The sequence below is a fragment of the Brevundimonas sp. genome (assembly GCF_051858995.1).
Classification (GTDB): Bacteria; Pseudomonadota; Alphaproteobacteria; order Caulobacterales; family Caulobacteraceae; genus Brevundimonas.
The window spans coordinates 37,691-53,995 of sequence record NZ_JBHYGN010000002.1 but is presented as its reverse complement, the minus strand read 5'-3'; the positions used below and the strand labels follow the sequence as shown (position 1 = coordinate 53,995).

The window sequence follows — 16,305 nt, the reverse complement described above, 5'->3', positions numbered from 1 at the left end:
GGAAGACGGCGCGAATCTGACCCGCGCCGGAAGGCTCAGAATATAGGAATTATGACGGGAATTGCGAGCTTTCAGGGGCGATTCCGGCAGGTCGTCGGGTGCGTCGGATTCCGCCTGTCAGAACACATGATATCGCGTCGGGTCGACCGGGATGCCGCGCTCCAGCATGAACAGGTGCGGGGCCAGCATATAGTCGTAGACGTTCACCCGTTTTCCAGCCTTGAGCGCGGCGTGGAAATAGCGCTCCCGGGGGTAGAGGGGCTCGATCTCCCGCAGGGCGATCCGGTGCAGGCGCAGACGTTGCTCCTCCCACAGGGCGGAGAGCTGGCGATTTCGGCGGGAAGGACGAGAGGGCTTCATGGGCGGGGCCTCCGGGGTGTGGGGGATGGGATGTGGGGGTGAAACTCGGCGTTCTCCCTCCCCGCCTCGGGGAGGGTGGTCGGCGCGTCAGCGGCGACCGGGTGGGGGCGGCAGAGTGAGACAGGCGCGGCTGTGTCGCCTGGCCCTCCCCACCCGGCTTCGCCTTCGGCTCAGCCACCCTCCCCGGGACGGGGAGGGAGAATTTAGACGTGCGTCTTCGCCGCTCCGGCGGAAGCGGGGATGGGAAGGGCGCGGGACGTCGGGCCTCGCCCGGTGCTGTTTAGAGTTTACCGTTTCGACGAGATCGACATCCCGCGTCGCCGTTTTCCACGCGCTCTCCGGTTGGCGGCTTTGACATTCGAGCCTAGCCGGATCTCCGCCGTCGACATTGCTGTCTCCGACGCGGGACGGACATCGTTACCCGTAAGGGGCCGAGCAGCCCGCCCTTCAGCGCGCGGCGAGCAAGCGGGCAGGATCCATCCCTGCCCTCGAGGACCCCCGCACTCTCCATCGCGCAGGCTTCATCGCTCGGCCACAGCCCGCCGTCGTCGAGAAGCGTGGATCCGACGCCCTCCCCATCGACGGGATGCGCATAGTGTGGGGGTGGTCCTTCCTCAGGCGGGAATATGACGCTGACGGCGTTTCGGGGTGAGGGAGATCAAGGCGTTAGGCCCGGTCCATGTGATGGCTGAAGATGAACCGTCGCGTATTTTTGCGAAACGGACCCTCTCCCGATGGGAGAGGGAAGCCTACGCGAAACCGCCGTCGGCGACCTTCACGAACTGGGCGCGGCCTTGCAGCGGGGCGAAGAGGTCGGCTTCGGTGCCGGTCATGAAGGCCTGCAGGCCCAGCGCCTCGATCTCGTCGAACAGGGCGGCGCGGCGGGCCGTGTCGAGGTGGGCGGGGGCCTCGTCGAGGAGGAGGATGGGGGCCGCCGTCCCGGATAGCGGCTGCGCCGCTTCCGGGATGACAAGAGACCCCGACAGGCGGGTGATCTGGGCGAGGATCAGGTTGAGGACCAGCGCCTTCTGCTCGCCCGAGGAGCCCTCGGCGGCGGGGCGGTTCTTCTCGCGGTGCAGGGCCGTCAGGTCAGAGCGATGGGGACCGTAGAGGGAGCGGCCGGCGGCGGCGTCGCGGGCGCGGGAGCGGGCCATGCCGTCACGGATGACGGCGGCGATGGCGTCGGCGTCAGCGCCGTCGGCGGCCAGGGTTTCGGCCTCGCCGGTCAGGCCGAGATCGGCCTGGGGGAAGGGCCGGTCGTTGCGGGCGTCGATGGCCGACTGGAGCACCGACAGGGCGGCGGCGCGGGCGAGGGCGGCGGCGGCCCCCGCCTCGCCCAGACGAACCTCCAGCGCGTCGAGCCAGAGCGGGTCGGCGGGGCGGCCTTCGGCGCCGTCGGTGAGCAGGCGCAGCCGCTCGCGCAGGGCCTTCTCATAGGCGGAGACGGCGGCGGCGTGGTCGGGCCGGTCGGCGAAGACCAGACGGTCGAAGAATTTCAGGCGGGCGGCGCGAGCGTCGGAGAAGAGGCGGTCCTGCTCGGGCGTGGCCCAGACGGGGCGCAGGAGGTCGAGCAGGCGACCGGGCTGGGCGGTCTCGCCGTCGATGCGGACGATGCGGCGGGCGGCGCCGGGGGTCTGGACGCCGGTGCCGAGCTTGGTCTCGTCGCCTTCACCGGTGAGGACGGCGGCGACGGCCCAGGCGCGGCCGGTCGCCTCGCCGGGCTCGCGACGGCCCATCTCGGGCGCCGTGGCGCCGCGCAGGCCCTTGCCGGGGGTGAAGAGGCTGAGCGCCTCGAGCAGATTGGTCTTGCCCGCCCCGTTCGGCCCATGGAGCACCACCGCCCCCGCCGCGATGGGCAGGGTCGCGCTCGCATAGGAGCGGAAGTCGGTGAGGGTGAGGGATGTGATCAACAAAGGGTTCGTAGCCGAGGGCGCGAGCGATCACCACCCGCTTCCCGACCCCAAAACCCGCGACACGCGAACCGTGTTTGACAGTCCCCATTAACCACATAACGTTGTGTTCTCAACCTTGTGGGAGGGCAAGGCCATCTCTGCATCTGTCTATGACTTCATGGGCGAGACCTATGCGCGGAGCCGCCGGGAGGCGCACAGACGTCGCGCCACCCTGCTCAGCCCACCCACGGTCAGCCTTTGCGCCTGCATCGAACGCCCCGGCGACTGGCAGAACACGTTTGAGCGCTTTCTGCGGGCGATCGTTGATTACGCCCAGGACCCCGCGGCCAATGGCCAGGCCCGAAGCCGGGCCGACGCCTTCGTCAAGAACGTCGTGCGCCACTACGACGTCAGCAACGCCTCCAACACGCCGAACGCTTCGACGGACCTGACCTTCGAGATTCCGGACAGCGTGTTCAGGGATGCGCTCTGGCGGATCGAGGTGCTGAGGGACTACGTCGCCGTCACCCTGCACGTCGGCATCGAACTGGGTCGTAGCGAGACGGACTATCTGGTCACCATCCGCGGCACCGCGCCTGGGACGACCGCGGCAGGGCAGCAGGCCGACAAGGTCTTCAGGTGCGGCTTCGAGCGGTCGGGCCCCACCAATCGCGAAGCGGCGGTCGGCCTGAACAAGGTGCTGTTCAACGATCTGTCCGAGGAACTGGAAAAGCGCTTCCGACCGATCATGAGCGCGGTCAGGCCCATTCACACCGAGGTCAACGGGACAGCCCTCGAGGACGTCGTCTTCGCCCTGACCTACAGCGTCCTGGCCCCCTGGACCGTGCTGGCCGACGCCGACCCGAGACCTGACGTTCGCGCCGGACTGGCGCTGGCGGAGCCTGCCTTCCCCGAGTTTGACGCCCCCGGGTTCAGGCCGCAGGAGTTGGCGGCCGCGCTGCAAAGCACCAACCGGTTCCTCACCCAGCACTGGGAAGTGCTCAAGGGATCACTGCTGTCCGACCAGGAGAGCGACTGTGTCGCCTGCTACATGCAGAACGGTCATTGCATCTACGTGTCCTCGCTCGGTTCGGAGACCGCGAACCCGAGAGAGCCGGTGAAATACCTTCTGCTGTATCGCGACCCTGCCTCGCCCCCGGACGGCAAGCGCGGGATAAGCCACGCCGCCCCCTGCAATTTCGCATGGCGGTTGAGCCGTTTCGTGGGGCGGCTCCATGACATCGCGGCCGCGCGTCTGCGGGCGTTGTCGCAGCATGAGGAGATCAGCCGCTTCCTGGTGCACGCCAAGGACCTGGAGTTCCGGCTCGCCGAACGGACGCTGACGAGCGAACAGGCGGTCAAGGAAATCGAGACCCGCTTTCGGATGATCACTCATGCCCGGACACGCGACGTGCCGGCGGGCGAAGGCTTCACCGACGACGACTACGAACGGGAGAAGATCGTCCCCAACACCAAGCCGCTGATCGTACGGGCCGGGATCGTGCAGGCGCAGTATGCGATCGTGCAGCGCCTTTGCATCGATCTGGGGATCATCAATCTTCCGGGCTACCAGCCCTACGATCAGTTCCTGAGACGACGGGTCGTGGGTCCCATCGAGTGGATGCTGACCGCGCCGGATCTGTATGGCTCGATCGCTCGAAAGCTGAACGACGCCTACGTACGGCTGCAACGGCAGGACACGGTCGAACGCACCCGGAAGATCGCCGCCCAGTCAGATGCGATCGTCAAATTCCAGCGCGCGGCCGATGGACTGGGCAAGCTCCTGTTCGTCTACTACGGGATGCAGAGCGTCTACTACGCGATCGACCACGCCAAGAAAGCTGAGCATTGGCCCAAGATTCTCAAGCCATTGCCCGGCTTTTTTGCCCATCTGGACGCCAGAGCGTCTGCCCTGACGGTGGGCGTCGTTATCGCCATTCTCTGCTTTGCGCTGTTCTTGGGGGAGCTGTGGGAGCGTGGCTTCCGGGCCAGAGAACGCAAATCGTAGTCCGCATGGCGGCTCAGGATCGCGCTGAGGTCAGGCGATATGCCGCGCTCGCCACTATTCCATCAGCACGGCCAGGGGTTCGGGAGCCATGCCGAGGTGCGCCGCCAGGACGAGGCCGATCCCGAGCACGGCGATGCCGAGGGCGCTCCAGACCTTGAAGTCAGCCTGCTCGGGCTGATCGACGAACCACACGCCAGCGCGAGACCCGCGCCGCAGCCGGCCATCGCGAGAAGGATGTTCCGGCGCGGGGTGGTTGGGGGTCAGGGCGTCCGGATTTGAGCCCGAACCCGATTACACCCGCAGCGGCATCAGAACGTACTGGACGCCCGGGTCGCCCGGATCGAGGACGAGGGTCGGGCTGGCCGGGTCGGCGAATTTGAAATGGGCGGTCTCGCCGGTGATCTGGCCGGCGACGTCCAGCAGATAGCGGGCGTTGAAGCCGATCTCGAAGGGCTCTTCCGAATAGCCGATCTCGACCTCCTCGACCCCCTGCCCGGCTTCCATGTTGCGGACGGTCAGGGTGACGCGGTCCAGCTCGAAGGCCAGCTTCACCGAGCGGCTCTTCTCGGCCGAGATGGTGGCGACGCGGTCGACGGCCGAGGCGAAGACGGTGTTGTCGATGTCGGCCTGCTTGTCGTTGCCCTTGGGGATGACGCGCATGTAGTCGGGGAAGGCGCCGTCGATGACCTTGGAGGTCAGGGACGCTTGGCCGAACTCGAAGCGGATCTTCTGCGGCGAGACCATGACCTCGACCATACCGGCGCCGTCATCCAGCAGGCGGCGGACCTGATCGACCGTCTTGCGCGGGACGATGACGCCCGGGCCGCCGGCGGCGCCCTCGGGGGCCGGGGTCTCGGCGAGGGCCAGGCGGTGGCCGTCGGTGGCCACGGCGCGCAGCAGCGGAATGCCGCCCTCGGCCACGGTGTGGAGGTACAGGCCGTTCAGATAGTAGCGGGTCTCTTCGGTCGAGACGGCGAAGCGGGTCTTGTCGATCAGCCGGGCCAGGTCTTCCTTGGCCAGGGTGTAGCGCGAGCCCGAGGTCTCGGTGGACATGACCGGGAAGTCGCCCGCCGGCAGGACCGGCAGGTTGAATTTGGAGCGACCGGCCTGGACCAGCAGGCGGGGGTCGTCGCCCGACCAGGTCAGGGAGACCTCGGCGCCGTCCGGCAGCTTGCGGACGATTTCGTACAGGGTGTGGGCCGGGGCGGTGATCTGGCCCTCGACGTTCACCACGGCCTCGGCCTCGTCGACCATCTCCATGTCGAGATCGGTGGCCGCGAAGCTGAGCTTGTCGCGGCCCGCGGACAGCAGGACGTTGGACAGGATCGGAATGGTGTTTCGACGCTCGACGACGCTCTGGACGTGCCCGAGGGCCTTCAGAAGCGCGGATCGTTCGATGGTCAGTTGCATGTCGTCTCGCCCCGCGACGACTCACCGAGAGCCGCCGGTAAACTATGGGGTATGGACACTAGCGGATTAGGCCGCTGGAGCAACGGGGGAGGCGGAAACCCTCCCCACTGTCCACAGTCAGCCCCGCAGTTTCCGCGTCAGCGCCTCGACGTCGCGGGCGATCTGCTCGTCCTGGGCGATCAGCTCCTCGATCTTGCGGACGCCGTGCAGGACCGTGGTGTGGTCGCGCCCGCCGAAGCGGCGGCCGATGTCCGGATAGGAGCGGGTCGTGTGCTGCTTGCACAGATACATGGCGATCTGGCGCGGGCGGGCGACCGAACGGGTGCGGCGCTCCGACAGCAGGTCGGCCTGTTTGAGGGTGAAGTGGTCGGCGACGGTCTTCTGGATCTCGTCGACGGTGATGCGGCGCTCCGGCCCGCCGCGCAGGGCCGAACCGAGCAGGCCTTGCGCCTCATCGACGGTCAGGGCCGACAGGCGGGTGGCGGCGACGGCGGCCAGGGTGTTCACGGCGCCTTCCAGCTCACGCATCGAGCCTGGGGTGCGGTCGACCAGATGCTCCAGCACGTCGGGACGAACCTCGCCCGAGACGACGCCCAGCTTCGACAGGGCCTCGATACGGTTGCGGGCCACGGCCAGCTTGAGCGAACGATCGGCGGGCTCGACCGGGCAGGTCAGGCCGGAGGCCAGGTGGCTGCGCAGGCGCGGCTCGACCTCGGTCAGGGCCATCGGCGGCTTGTCGGCCGAGAGGATGATCTTCTTGCCGTCCTCGATCAGGGCGGTCAGCGTCGACAGCAGCTCTTCCTGGGTCGAGGCCTTGCCGCCGACGAACTGGACGTCGTCGATCAGCAGCATGTCGGCCGAACGCAGGCTGTCCTTGAAGGCCGCGGTCGAGCGGTCCTGCATGGCGCGCACGAAGGTCGACAGGAAGCGTTCGGCGGTCAGATAGACCACCTTCGCGTCCGGACGCAGGCGCTGGGCTTCCCAGGCGATGGCGTTCAGCAGGTGGGTCTTGCCGTAGCCGTAGGGGCCGCAGAAGAAGATCGGGTTGAAGTGGCCGTCGGCCCAGGCGGCGGCCTGACGGGCGATGGCCAGGGCGAAGGCGTTGCCCTGCCCTTCCACGAAGCTGTCGAAGGTCAGGCGGTCCTGCAGGCCAGCCGCGCGCACGGCGCGGGCGCCGTCGGCGACCGGGGCGACGGTGGCCATCGGCATGGCGACGACATTGCCGCCCGCCATCGAAGGCGCGGCGCGACCGGCGGCGACCTGCGAGGCCGGGGCGACCGAGCCCATCTCGGCGCGGCAGCGAACGTCCAGACGGCGGTTCAGGCCGTCGAGGCCCAGCCAAAGTTCATTCATGCGACGCAGGGCGTTCTTGCGCACCCAGTCACGGGCATAGGCGGTGGGGGTGACCAGGATCAGTTGACCGGCGCCGTCCACGCGCACGGCCGACGGCGCGATATAGGAGCTGAACGCCCCCTCGCCGATCTCACCGCGCAGCCGACCGGCCGCCTCGGTCCAGATTCGATCCGGATCCGTCATCCCCGCCATTCTTGCGCTCCCCATCATCGGTCAGCCACCCGCCGCAAAAGTCCATCACATGTGGCGCCCTTCTGAACCGGCTGACGCAGGGACGACTTCTCCTGCCCGGTGCGACGAAGCCGCCGCCCGGATGGGGTCGTTCTCTCGATCAGACGGCTCACGCCGGTGCAGAACAGCGTTCCGCTCCGTCTTCATCCGTGTGGGGATGGAAGTGCGTCAGCCCCTTGAACTTACGCCCGGCGAAGGGCGGGTCAACGCTGATTCGAGTCGAGATTTGCAGTTAAAATTGTTGACTCCGCTAAAGCCGCCCGCAGCCTTGGGAAATCCAGATTTCGCTCCATACGCGAGCACCAATTCGCGTGACAGCGGTTACCAGCGGACGCGCAAACGGCGAGGGAGCTTGCGCGCCCTCGCCGTTGAAAACACTGATCTTTACCATGACAGGCCCATGAAAGGCCGTCCGGAGCCCGAAAAATCAGGCGGCCGACATCTTCTTCAGTTGCGCGGCCAGGCGCGACACTTTGCGCGAGCCGGTGTTCTTGTGAACGACGCCCTTGGAGACGGCGCGCATCAGCTCCGATTGAGCCTCAACGAAAGCGGTCTTCGCGGCGCCGGCGTCGCCACCGGTGACGGCTTCCTGGAACTTGCGCAGGAAGGTGCGGACGCGCGTGCGGCGCGCCTTGTTCACTTCGGTGCGGGCCGCGATCTTGCGGATCGCTTTCTTGGCGCCGGGATTGTTGGCCATAAGTCAAAACCTATCGAACGGAAAACGCCGCGGAGCTCACGTCCACGGCGTGCGGAAATCTCAAGAGCGCGCGGCTATAGCGGAAAGGGATCGGAGGGGCAAGCAGACTCCGACTCGTTTTGCGGGAGGCCTCATCCGCGCCTCCAGCGTTGCAGGTGGTCCAGCATATCCTCGACCAGTTGGTCGCGGGTGAAGCCGGTGACGTCACGCGCGCGCCCCGCATCGTCGGACCGGGCGGAGAGGCGCCACTCCATCGCACGGCGTCCTTCGGGCGCCTCAAGCGCGGTCAGCGCCGGACGCGGGCGGCGCAGGGCGGACAGGCGATAGTGGAAGGCCCTGCCCTCGGTCACATCGACCGACAGGGACGCCCCATCCTCATCTGTCGCGACATCAGCGGCGAGCCCCTCGGCCCTCAGACCGTCCCGCACGCTCTCCAGCGCTGGAACGCCGGCGCGGGCCAACTGACGATCAATCTCCTTGCGGCTGGCGGGCGAGAAAATCCGCTTCAACTGCTCGGACAGGGGCGGCGCCTCGGTCTCCAGCGTCCGGCCGGACAGGTCGGCGTTCATCTGCCGCACCAGACCGACCGAGATCAGGATCATGATGACGGTGAACGGCAGGGCCGCGACCAGCGTCGCCGCCTGAAGCGCGCCCAGCCCGCCGGCCAAGAGCAGGAGGGCCGCGACGAGCCCCAGCAGGAGGCACCAGTAGAGCCTCTGCCATTTCGGCGTATCGTCCGCCCCTCCCGACGCAATGGTGTCGATGACCAGAGCCCCGGAGTCCGCCGAGGTCACGAAGAAGACGGCCACCAGCAGGATGGCCAGGGTCGAGGTGATGGCCGCGCCCGGCAGATGCTCCAGGAAGTGGAACAGGGCGGTCGACAGGTCCGCCGTGACCGCCTGCGAGATCGCCCCCGCGGCGGAACCCATGTCGAGGCTGATGGCGGTGTTCCCGAAGACCGTCATCCAGAGGAAGGTGAAGCCCGCCGGGACCAGTAGGACATTGAGAATGAACTCGCGCACCGTTCGCCCGCGCGAGATGCGGGCGATGAACATCCCGACGAAGGGCGACCAGGCGATCCACCACGCCCAGTAGAAGAGGGTCCAGTCGGCCATCCACGCCCTTGGCTCATAGGCGTAGAGGGTGAAGGTGCGCTCGAAGAAATGGTCGAGATAGAAGCCGAAATTCTGGACCAGCGCCTTGAACAGGAAGTTGGTGGGGCCGACGAACAGGACGAAGACCATCAGCAGGACGGCAAGGATCAGGTTCAGCTCGGACAGGCGACGCACCCCCTTGCCGACGCCACTCATCACCGAGGCGATGGCGGCGGCCATGACGACGGCGATCAGGCCGACCTGAACCCAGGCGTTGTTCGGAATGCCCAGCAGATAGGACAGGCCGCTGTTCATCTGGGAGACGCCGAAGCCCAGCGAGGTGGCGATGCCGAAGGCCGTGCCCCAGATGGCGAAGATGTCGACGGCGTCGCCGATGGGGCCGTTGATCCGCTTGCCCAGCAGGGGCGACAGGCCGGAGCGGAGCGTCAGGGGCAGGCCCTTGCGGTGGGCGAAGAAGGCCAGGCTGAGCCCGACGAGGGCGTAGATGGCCCAGGCGTGGACGCCGTAGTGGAAGAAGGTGATGCCCATGGCCTCGCGCGCGGCGGCGAAGGTGCCGCCCTGCTGGGCCGGCGGGCTGATAAAATGCTGGATGGGCTCGGCGACGCCGAAATACATGAGGCCGATACCCATGCCGGCGGCGAACAGCATGGCCAGCCAGGACACATAGGGGAAGTCAGGCTCGGCATCGTCCGGCCCCAGCTTCAGCGCGCCGGTGGGACCAAAGGCCAGGATCAGCACCAGTCCGAGGAAGCCCGCCACGGCGGCGATGTAGAACCAGCCAAAGGTGTCGATCACCCAGGACTGGGCCGCCTGAAACACCCGGTCGGAAGCGCCCGGCGCGAGCAGGGCGACGATGAGGAGCAGCCCGATAATCAGGCTCGCCCCCCAGAAGACACGGGGGTTCATCTTGGTCTTTAGCATTCGGCCCAAGCGTCACTGTGGCCGATGAGTTCCCCAATCAAGGCGGAAAAGTGGAAAAGATGGGCGTTAGCGACAGTTGACGCTTATTGGTTACAATTGTAACGCTATAGCGACTGACGTAACTCAACAGGCGCCGCCATGACCGAACCAACCGTCCCCACTGACGCCGAGTTGGATGTGCTGAAGGCCTTCTGGCGCGATGGGGCGCTGAGTTCGCGGGAGGTGCAGACGCGCATCGCCGACGGGCTTGGCTGGACCTCCTCGACCACGCGGACGGTGCTGGAGCGGATGCGGGCCAAGGGGTTGCTGGTCCGGCGTGAGGTGCACGGGGTCGCCGTCTATGAGGCGACCCAGCCGAAGGTGGCGGTGATCGGCGGGATGATGAAGCGACTGTCGGCCCTGCTGGAGATCGACGACCCCCTGCCCGCCGCGGCCTTCTCGGGCAGCCAGCTTCTGGACGCCGAGGACATCGCCGCGCTGGAGCAGGCGCTGGCCGACGATGCGGAGACGAAATGATGGGCGCAGTCGAGATGCTGGCCCTGTCGCTGGGGCTGTCCGTTTGCGTCGCGGGGCTGGGACTGGCGGGTGGGACGCTGGTGGAGCGGATGAGTGATGATCCGCGCCTGCGGGACCGGGTCTGGGGCATGGCCCTGCTGCTGCCCCTGCTGCCGCCGGTCGCGACGGCGCTGCTGCTGATGACGCCCGCGCCGGTGCACGAAGTGGCGACGCTGACGGCCCGCCCCGTCGTGGTGAAGTCGATCGAGGCGACGACCGCCGCCCCGGTCGGGGTTCAGGCGGTCGCGCCGAGCCTCGATCCGGGCCTGATCGCGACGATCCTGCTGGTTGTGGCGGGAGCGCTGATCCTGCTGCGTATGTTGGTGCTGGCGCGGAGAGCGCGAAGACTTTCGGCGCTTCTGAAAAGCGGGCAGGCGGCGGATACGGCCACGACCGAACTGGTGCGCGAGGTTGCGCGTGGGCTCCGGATCACGGCTCCGCTGGTCGTGGTCAGCACCGCCGCCACCGAGCCCCTTCTGGCTGGTCTGAGGTCCGCGCGGCTGGTCATGCCGGTGGCCCTTTCCGGCGACACCGCCTTGCAGCGGGCGGTGATCACGCATGAACTGGCGCATCTGAAGCGCGGCGATCATCGCGCCCTCTGGATGGAAGAGCTGGCGCTGGCCCTGCTGGCCTTCAACCCGCTGGCGCCCCTGCTGCGCGCCCGCCGAAGCGCGGCGCGGGAGGAGGCCTGCGACGCCGTCGCACTGAACCGAGCCGCCGCCGAGACGCGCCGCGCCTACGCCCAATCCCTGATCGAGGCCCTGCGGACCCGCGCCGGTTCGCAGGGGCCGGGCGCCGTGCCCGCCCTCACCTTCACCGGCGCCGGAAGGACCACCGCCATGCATCGCCTGAAAGCCGTCCTGACCCCCGCCGCCCCGGCGACCCGCCGCGCCCGTATCGGCGCCCTGTTGACCGGCGTGGTCAGTCTGGCGCTGGTCGGCGCCGGGTCGGCCGCACTGGCTGCCCAGCGCGAGCCGGTGATGCAGGAGCGGCCGCAGTATTCCGCCAACGCCCGGTTCGAACCGGATGTGCGCGAACCACTGAACGGCGCGCAGGTCCCGGAACGCCTCGGCCATCGCTATGGCGAAGACGCGGCAGTGCGCGCCGCGACGACCAGCGTCCAGGCCTCCTACCGCGCGGAGACCGAGGCGAAGTTTCAACGGGTTTCGGCGGCGGAATATCAGCGCTACTGCGCGTCAGACAAACCGGACGAAGCCGGCTTCTGCGCCGGGGTTATGTTCGGCCAGATCGACAGTGTCGGCGTCTGTACGCCCGCCGGGCTGTCCGACGGGACCAGCGACCGTGGCCCGGCGCTGAACACCTATGTCGAGCGTGGCAAGCGGGAGGTCGCCCGCCTGTCTCCGCGCCGGGATGAGGGCGCGCATGAATATGCATCCCGCGCGATCCGCGCGGCCTATCCGTGCCCGGCGAGCCAGGCGGAGCAGAGCACGGTGGTGGCCTGGATGCCGGTGACCATCGAGGGGCGCGGCCAGCTGAACCCGGGCGACAGGATGCGCGTGACGCTGACCGATCCGTCCGGCGCATTGCTGGCCGAGAGCGTGATCATGGGTGACGGCGAGGTCCGCATTCCGCTGACCGAGGCGGAGTTCCCTCGCCTCGGCCAAGGCAACCGCACCTATACGCTGAGCGGGGCCATCCACCGGACCGACGGTTCGGTCCAGCCGGTCAGCGCACCGACGACACTACGGCTGGGCGCCGGTTCACAGCGCAGCGCCCGGAACCTGACCGCAACACTGGACTTTGGCGGGTGATAGCCGGGAGGGGTGGCCGAGCCTGAGGCGGGCGCCCCTCCCCAGGGGGGAGAAACTGGCCTCTTACTGCCCCGTGAAGTTCGGTTTCCGCTTTTCGACGAAGGCGGCCATGCCTTCCTTCTGGTCGTCGAAGGCGAAGAGGCTGTGGAACAGGCGGCGTTCGAACTGGACGCCTTGGGTCAGGGTCGTTTCGAGCGCGGCGTTGACCATTTCCTTGTTGGCCATGACGGCCAGCGGGCTCTGGGAAGCGATCTTGGCGGCGATCTTGCGGGTCTCGGCCAGCAGGTCGTCGTGGGGGACGACGCGGGAGGCCAGACCGGCGCGCTCGGCCTCGGCGGCGTCCATCATGCGGGCGGTCAGGACCATGTCCATCGCCTTGGACTTGCCGACCAGACGGGTCAGGCGCTGGCTGCCGCCGATGCCGGGAGCGACGCCGAGGTTGATCTCGGGCTGGCCGAATTTGGCCTTCTCCGAGGCGACGATGAAATCGCACAGCATGGCCAGCTCGCAGCCGCCGCCGAGGGCGAAGCCGTTGACCGCCGCGATGATCGGCTTGCGGAAACGGGTGATGCGGTCGTGGCCGAGGGCGAAATAGTTGCCCGTGTACATCTGGGCATAGGACTGGTCGGCCATCTCCTTGATATCCGCGCCGGCGGCGAAGGCCTTGTCGCCCGAGCCGGTGAGGATCAGGCAACGCACCGTGTCGTCATGCTCGACGCTGTCGAGGAAGGCGGCGAGGTCAGCGAACAGGGCCGAGTTCAGCGCATTCAGCGCCTCCGGCCGGTTCAGGGTGACCACCGCATAGCCGTCGTCGTGACGCTCGATCAGGATGTTGGCGTAGGTGTCGGACATGGTTCAGTCTCCCTGTTCGCCGCTGTCTTACAAACGCCGGTGCGTCAGCGAAAGCGGGAGGATGCGTTGAACAGCGCCGACAAGCTGAAGATCACCGACACCATCCCGTTCCTGAGACGAAACCCTGGGATGTTCTTCCGCGCGGGCCAACCAAACACGGCGGAGCTGATCGAGCGGGTGGAGACCTACATCGTCCAGGGCGGGTTCGAGCTTGAGATTCAGCAGCAGGGAGACCTGATCATGGTCAGAACGGAACAGGACTGGATGCAGACGGGCGCGCCCGTCACCACCCTGTTCGAAGGCCTGCATCCGACGCCGGACAGAGGATTGAACACAGACAGGCCTGAGGTCTTCGTCGCGGCGTTCAGTCGTGCGTGGGGCTCGGACGGCGACGCCGGCTCCGCATTCAGCGAACCGGATGAGGATGTGGCCCGGACCCTGTCCACAATGGATTCCAAATGGCGGCGGGTCCTGGTCTGGAAGGCCCTCTGACCCGGAAGGAACTCAGCGCCGCCGGACCAGCAGGAGGGTGAGGATGGTCCGGACACCCTCGGCGAGGAGGATTTCCAGCAGCAGGAGATTGGCCAGCAGCATGGGGGCACGGCTGAGGAGGGTGGCGCCGATGCCGACGGCGTACTGGTTCTCGATCCAGACGGCGAAGAGCCACAGGCCGATCAGGGTCAGGACGACCAGCCCGATCAGGACGACCAGGGCGACCTGACCAGCGACAAGGGCGGCGTCGGTCAGGGCCTGATCCTGGGCCGGGCGATGGCGGCGCTGGAACCAGGCCATGGCGGCGGCGAGCGCGCCCTCGGCCAAGACGAAGACGACCAGGGCGATCAGGAAGGCCAGACCCGTCGCGCGGGCGGGGTGCGGATGGCCGGGATCGAGCAGGATGGGGACGACGCGAGCCGCATAGGCGCCCCAGACCAGAAGGCCCGCGACCAGACTGGCCCAAAGCTGTTTCTCGCGCAGGCTCATGCCTTCACTCCCGCCATCTCGGCCAGCTTCAGCACCGTGTTCCAGTTCCGGCCGGTGCCCATGCCGAGCATCTTGGGCGTGGCCTTCTTGAAGATCTCGGACTCGCCCTGACCGTTGGGAAACCAGAAATACAGAACGCCGTCGACAGCCTCGACCGCCTCGCCGTCGCGGCAGAGGGCCTGAACGGCTTCAAGCCCGCCGTCCTTGATCCCGTCCTTCATGACCATGGCCACCACCCTGGCCGATTGGGCGGCGGCTTCGTCGGGGAAGGGGTTGGCGGCGATCAGCTTCGTCCACTGGTCGGGGGTGCGGGCCATGGCGACGATCTTCAGGTCGAAGGTCTTGTCCATCGCGGCCTCGATGTCGGCCTCGAGTCGGTCGGTGGGGAGGGCGCTCTCGACAACCAGATTGCCGCTGGCCTGGAGGGTGCGCGGGTTCTTCAGCCCCATGGCCTCGGCCATGGCCCGCTGCTCACCGACCGGGGCACGGACGCCGCCGGTGTTCATGCCCCGGAAGAGGATAATGCGGTGCATGGGAGGGTGTGGGGTTTGGGGGGTGGGGTGTGAAGCGGATCAGACCCTACACCCCACGCCCGACACCCCATACCCCGTCGCGTCACCGCTTCTGGCAGGACGGGCAGTAGAAGGTCGAGCGGCCGCCCTGGACGATGCGCTTGACCACGCCGGTACAATCGTCGGCGCGGCAGGGTTCGCCCTCACGGCCGTAGACGTCGAAGCGGTGCTGGAAATAGCCCTGCCCGCCCTCGGCGTTGGCGAAGTCGCGGAGCGTCGAGCCGCCCGCCTCGATGGCGTCGTTGAGGACATCGCGGATGACGGCGGCGAGGGTTTCGAGGCGCGGCCTGGAGACCTTGCCGGCGGCGATCAGGGGCGAGATACGGGCGCGGTAAAGGGCCTCGCAGACATAGATATTGCCGAGGCCCGCGACGAGGCGCTGGTCGAGCAGGCTGACCTTGATGTTCTGCTTGCGGCCCGCGAACACCTCAGACAGGTGGGCGCCGGAGAAGGCGTTGCCGAGCGGCTCGGGCCCCATGCCCGCGAACCACGGATGCTGCTCGACCTGATCGGTGGGGATCAGGCCCATGAAGCCGAAGCGGCGGGCGTCGGCGAAGCCCACGCGGTGGGTGGCGCCGTCCTTGGTGGCGCAGAAGCTCATGTGTTCGTGCTTGCCCGCGATGGGGGCGGGCTCCTCGAACTCGCCCAGCTGGCGGCCGTCGAGGGTGAAGCGGCCGGTCATGCCCAAGTGGGTGACCCAGGTCTCGCCGGTGGAGAGCCGCATCAGCAGATATTTGGCCCGCCGGTCGATCCGCTCGACCACCGCGCCGTCCAGCCGCTCGGGGAAGCGATCAGGGAAGGGGAAACGCAGGTCGGGGCGGTTCTGCCGCGTCCGGTCCAGCCGCGCGCCCTCCAGCACCGGCTGCAGGCCGCGCCGGACGGTTTCGACTTCGGGGAGTTCGGGCATTGGAGGGATTAGGGACCAGGGATTAGGGACTAGGGAGGTAGCGCATCCAGGAGCCGCCGCACAGGACAAGCGCGGCAAACCTAATCCCCAATCCCTGGTCCCTGATCCCTTCCCCTCACTCCTTGTAGACCGCGTGGCAGCTCATGCACTGGGCGCGGACCACGCCCCACTGGGCGGTGAAAGCCTCGGCGTCCTGGCCTTCGCTGAGTTCGGCGAGGCGGTCGGCGGCGGCGGCGAACTCGGCGGCCTTGGCGTCAAAGCCCGCGCGGTCGGTCCAGACGGCGGGGGTGGCGCCGGTGTCGGTGGAGGCGGGATCGGCGCCTTCCGGGAAGAGCTGCGGCAGGGTGTGGGCCCAGCGGGCCAGGCTGCGGGCCGCATTGCGCTGGGTTGACGGCGCCTGGCCGGCGTCGAGCGCGGTCTTGATGCCGCCGACGACCGAACCGGACAGGACCATGCCCGCCTGCCGCGCCTTGACCAGGGCCTCGGGCGAGATCTGGGCGTTGGCGGCGCCGCCGAGGCAGAGCAGGCCGATCACGGCGGTGGTCAGTGTGCGGCGCATGAGGTCCCTCTCCCGTTTCGCCGGACGGTCCGTCGGGCGGCGGAAACTGTCAATCGCCGGAGGCCACTCGACGCCTGTCCCATTTCGGGTTCGAGCGAAACCTGAGCGGGATTGGACGAA

16 protein-coding genes are annotated in these 16,305 nt (G+C 67.9%); 4 read left to right on the top strand and 12 right to left on the bottom strand.

All coding sequences use genetic code 11. The annotated features are described in order from the left end of the window. Positions 1-117 precede the first annotated feature (117 nt). Positions 118-360 carry a hypothetical protein gene (locus ACTIEF_RS02975; protein WP_439470711.1) on the bottom strand — a complete coding sequence of 81 codons (243 nt, stop codon included), beginning with the start codon at positions 358-360 and terminating at the stop codon, positions 118-120. 749 nt (positions 361-1,109) lie between these two features. Next, positions 1,110-2,270: a DNA replication/repair protein RecF gene (gene recF / locus ACTIEF_RS02970; RefSeq protein WP_439470710.1), complete on the bottom strand. Its 1,161-nt coding sequence runs from the start codon at positions 2,268-2,270 to the stop codon at positions 1,110-1,112. Positions 2,271-2,430: 160 nt separating this feature from the next. On the opposite strand from recF, the gene ACTIEF_RS02965 reads away from it, so the two are divergent. After that, a complete protein-coding gene (locus ACTIEF_RS02965) occupies positions 2,431-4,260 on the top strand; it encodes a hypothetical protein (protein WP_439470709.1) in 1,830 nt (609 codons plus the stop codon). A 54-nt stretch (positions 4,261-4,314) separates the two neighbouring features. On the opposite strand, the gene ACTIEF_RS02960 is transcribed toward ACTIEF_RS02965, so the two are convergent. The 5 genes from ACTIEF_RS02960 to ACTIEF_RS02940 all read right to left on the bottom strand — a co-directional run bounded on the left by ACTIEF_RS02960 (position 4,315) and on the right by ACTIEF_RS02940 (position 9,972). After that, entirely contained in the window at positions 4,315-4,452 is a 138-nt protein-coding gene (locus ACTIEF_RS02960; RefSeq protein ID WP_439470708.1) for a hypothetical protein, read from the bottom strand. A gap of 99 nt (positions 4,453-4,551) precedes the next feature. Then, the gene (gene dnaN, locus ACTIEF_RS02955; protein ID WP_439470707.1) at positions 4,552-5,670 is read right to left on the bottom strand and encodes a DNA polymerase III subunit beta; all 1,119 of its coding nucleotides are present in this window, start codon (positions 5,668-5,670) and stop codon (positions 4,552-4,554) included. 117 nt (positions 5,671-5,787) lie between these two features. Further along, positions 5,788-7,233 carry a chromosomal replication initiator protein DnaA gene (gene dnaA / locus ACTIEF_RS02950; RefSeq protein WP_439470706.1) on the bottom strand — a complete coding sequence of 482 codons (1,446 nt, stop codon included), beginning with the start codon at positions 7,231-7,233 and terminating at the stop codon, positions 5,788-5,790. A 448-nt stretch (positions 7,234-7,681) separates the two neighbouring features. Then, the gene (rpsT, locus tag ACTIEF_RS02945; protein ID WP_439470705.1) at positions 7,682-7,951 is read right to left on the bottom strand and encodes a 30S ribosomal protein S20; all 270 of its coding nucleotides are present in this window, start codon (positions 7,949-7,951) and stop codon (positions 7,682-7,684) included. Positions 7,952-8,082: 131 nt separating this feature from the next. Continuing rightward, entirely contained in the window at positions 8,083-9,972 is a 1,890-nt protein-coding gene (locus tag ACTIEF_RS02940; protein ID WP_439470704.1) for a BCCT family transporter, read from the bottom strand. Between the two features lie 153 nt (positions 9,973-10,125). Between ACTIEF_RS02940 and ACTIEF_RS02935 the strand changes: the two genes are divergently transcribed. Together ACTIEF_RS02935 and ACTIEF_RS02930 are read left to right on the top strand one after the other, a co-directional pair. Beyond that, on the top strand, positions 10,126-10,503 hold the full coding sequence (locus tag ACTIEF_RS02935; protein ID WP_439470703.1) for a BlaI/MecI/CopY family transcriptional regulator: 378 nt from the start codon (positions 10,126-10,128) through the stop codon (positions 10,501-10,503). After that, positions 10,500-12,314, top strand: coding sequence for a M56 family metallopeptidase (locus ACTIEF_RS02930; protein WP_439470702.1), 1,815 nt, complete (start codon positions 10,500-10,502; stop codon positions 12,312-12,314). The genes ACTIEF_RS02935 and ACTIEF_RS02930 overlap by 4 nt, the downstream gene beginning before the upstream one ends. A gap of 63 nt (positions 12,315-12,377) precedes the next feature. Here the strand turns inward: ACTIEF_RS02930 and ACTIEF_RS02925 are convergent, their stop codons facing one another. Then, positions 12,378-13,166, bottom strand: a complete 789-nt coding sequence (locus ACTIEF_RS02925; RefSeq protein WP_439470701.1) for an enoyl-CoA hydratase-related protein — start codon at positions 13,164-13,166, stop codon at positions 12,378-12,380. Here ACTIEF_RS02925 and ACTIEF_RS02920 point away from each other — a divergent pair. After that, entirely contained in the window at positions 13,128-13,658 is a 531-nt protein-coding gene (locus tag ACTIEF_RS02920) for a hypothetical protein (RefSeq protein ID WP_439470700.1), read from the top strand. The genes ACTIEF_RS02925 and ACTIEF_RS02920 overlap by 39 nt on opposite strands. 12 nt (positions 13,659-13,670) lie before the next feature. On the opposite strand, the gene ACTIEF_RS02915 is transcribed toward ACTIEF_RS02920, so the two are convergent. The 4 genes from ACTIEF_RS02915 to ACTIEF_RS02900 form a co-directional block, all read right to left on the bottom strand. Beyond that, positions 13,671-14,147, bottom strand: coding sequence for a hypothetical protein (locus tag ACTIEF_RS02915; RefSeq protein ID WP_439470699.1), 477 nt, complete (start codon positions 14,145-14,147; stop codon positions 13,671-13,673). Beyond that, positions 14,144-14,680 carry a DUF1697 domain-containing protein gene (locus ACTIEF_RS02910; protein WP_439470698.1) on the bottom strand — a complete coding sequence of 179 codons (537 nt, stop codon included), beginning with the start codon at positions 14,678-14,680 and terminating at the stop codon, positions 14,144-14,146. Before ACTIEF_RS02910 ends, ACTIEF_RS02915 begins: the two co-directional genes overlap by 4 nt. Before the next feature lie 82 nt (positions 14,681-14,762). Continuing rightward, entirely contained in the window at positions 14,763-15,626 is an 864-nt protein-coding gene (mutM, locus tag ACTIEF_RS02905) for a bifunctional DNA-formamidopyrimidine glycosylase/DNA-(apurinic or apyrimidinic site) lyase (RefSeq protein WP_439470697.1), read from the bottom strand. A 115-nt stretch (positions 15,627-15,741) separates the two neighbouring features. Then, positions 15,742-16,185, bottom strand: a complete 444-nt coding sequence (locus ACTIEF_RS02900; protein WP_439470696.1) for a cytochrome c — start codon at positions 16,183-16,185, stop codon at positions 15,742-15,744. Positions 16,186-16,305: the final 120 nt, after the last annotated feature.

Bases quoted from the DNA above. Each gene is read 5' to 3' on its own strand.
- dnaA (WP_439470706.1), bottom strand. From the start codon at position 7,233: ATGATGGGGAGCGCAAGAATGGCGGGGATGACGGATCCGGATCGAATC.
- mutM (WP_439470697.1), bottom strand. From the start codon at position 15,626: ATGCCCGAACTCCCCGAAGTCGAAACCGTCCGGCGCGGCCTGCAGCCG.
- ACTIEF_RS02930 (WP_439470702.1), top strand. From the start codon at position 10,500: ATGATGGGCGCAGTCGAGATGCTGGCCCTGTCGCTGGGGCTGTCCGTT.
- ACTIEF_RS02910 (WP_439470698.1), bottom strand. From the start codon at position 14,680: ATGCACCGCATTATCCTCTTCCGGGGCATGAACACCGGCGGCGTCCGT.
- ACTIEF_RS02975 (WP_439470711.1), bottom strand. From the start codon at position 360: ATGAAGCCCTCTCGTCCTTCCCGCCGAAATCGCCAGCTCTCCGCCCTG.
- ACTIEF_RS02900 (WP_439470696.1), bottom strand. From the start codon at position 16,185: ATGCGCCGCACACTGACCACCGCCGTGATCGGCCTGCTCTGCCTCGGC.
- rpsT (WP_439470705.1), bottom strand. From the start codon at position 7,951: ATGGCCAACAATCCCGGCGCCAAGAAAGCGATCCGCAAGATCGCGGCC.
- dnaN (WP_439470707.1), bottom strand. From the start codon at position 5,670: ATGCAACTGACCATCGAACGATCCGCGCTTCTGAAGGCCCTCGGGCAC.
- ACTIEF_RS02935 (WP_439470703.1), top strand. From the start codon at position 10,126: ATGACCGAACCAACCGTCCCCACTGACGCCGAGTTGGATGTGCTGAAG.
- ACTIEF_RS02940 (WP_439470704.1), bottom strand. From the start codon at position 9,972: ATGAACCCCCGTGTCTTCTGGGGGGCGAGCCTGATTATCGGGCTGCTC.
- ACTIEF_RS02915 (WP_439470699.1), bottom strand. From the start codon at position 14,147: ATGAGCCTGCGCGAGAAACAGCTTTGGGCCAGTCTGGTCGCGGGCCTT.
- ACTIEF_RS02965 (WP_439470709.1), top strand. From the start codon at position 2,431: ATGGGCGAGACCTATGCGCGGAGCCGCCGGGAGGCGCACAGACGTCGC.
- ACTIEF_RS02925 (WP_439470701.1), bottom strand. From the start codon at position 13,166: ATGTCCGACACCTACGCCAACATCCTGATCGAGCGTCACGACGACGGC.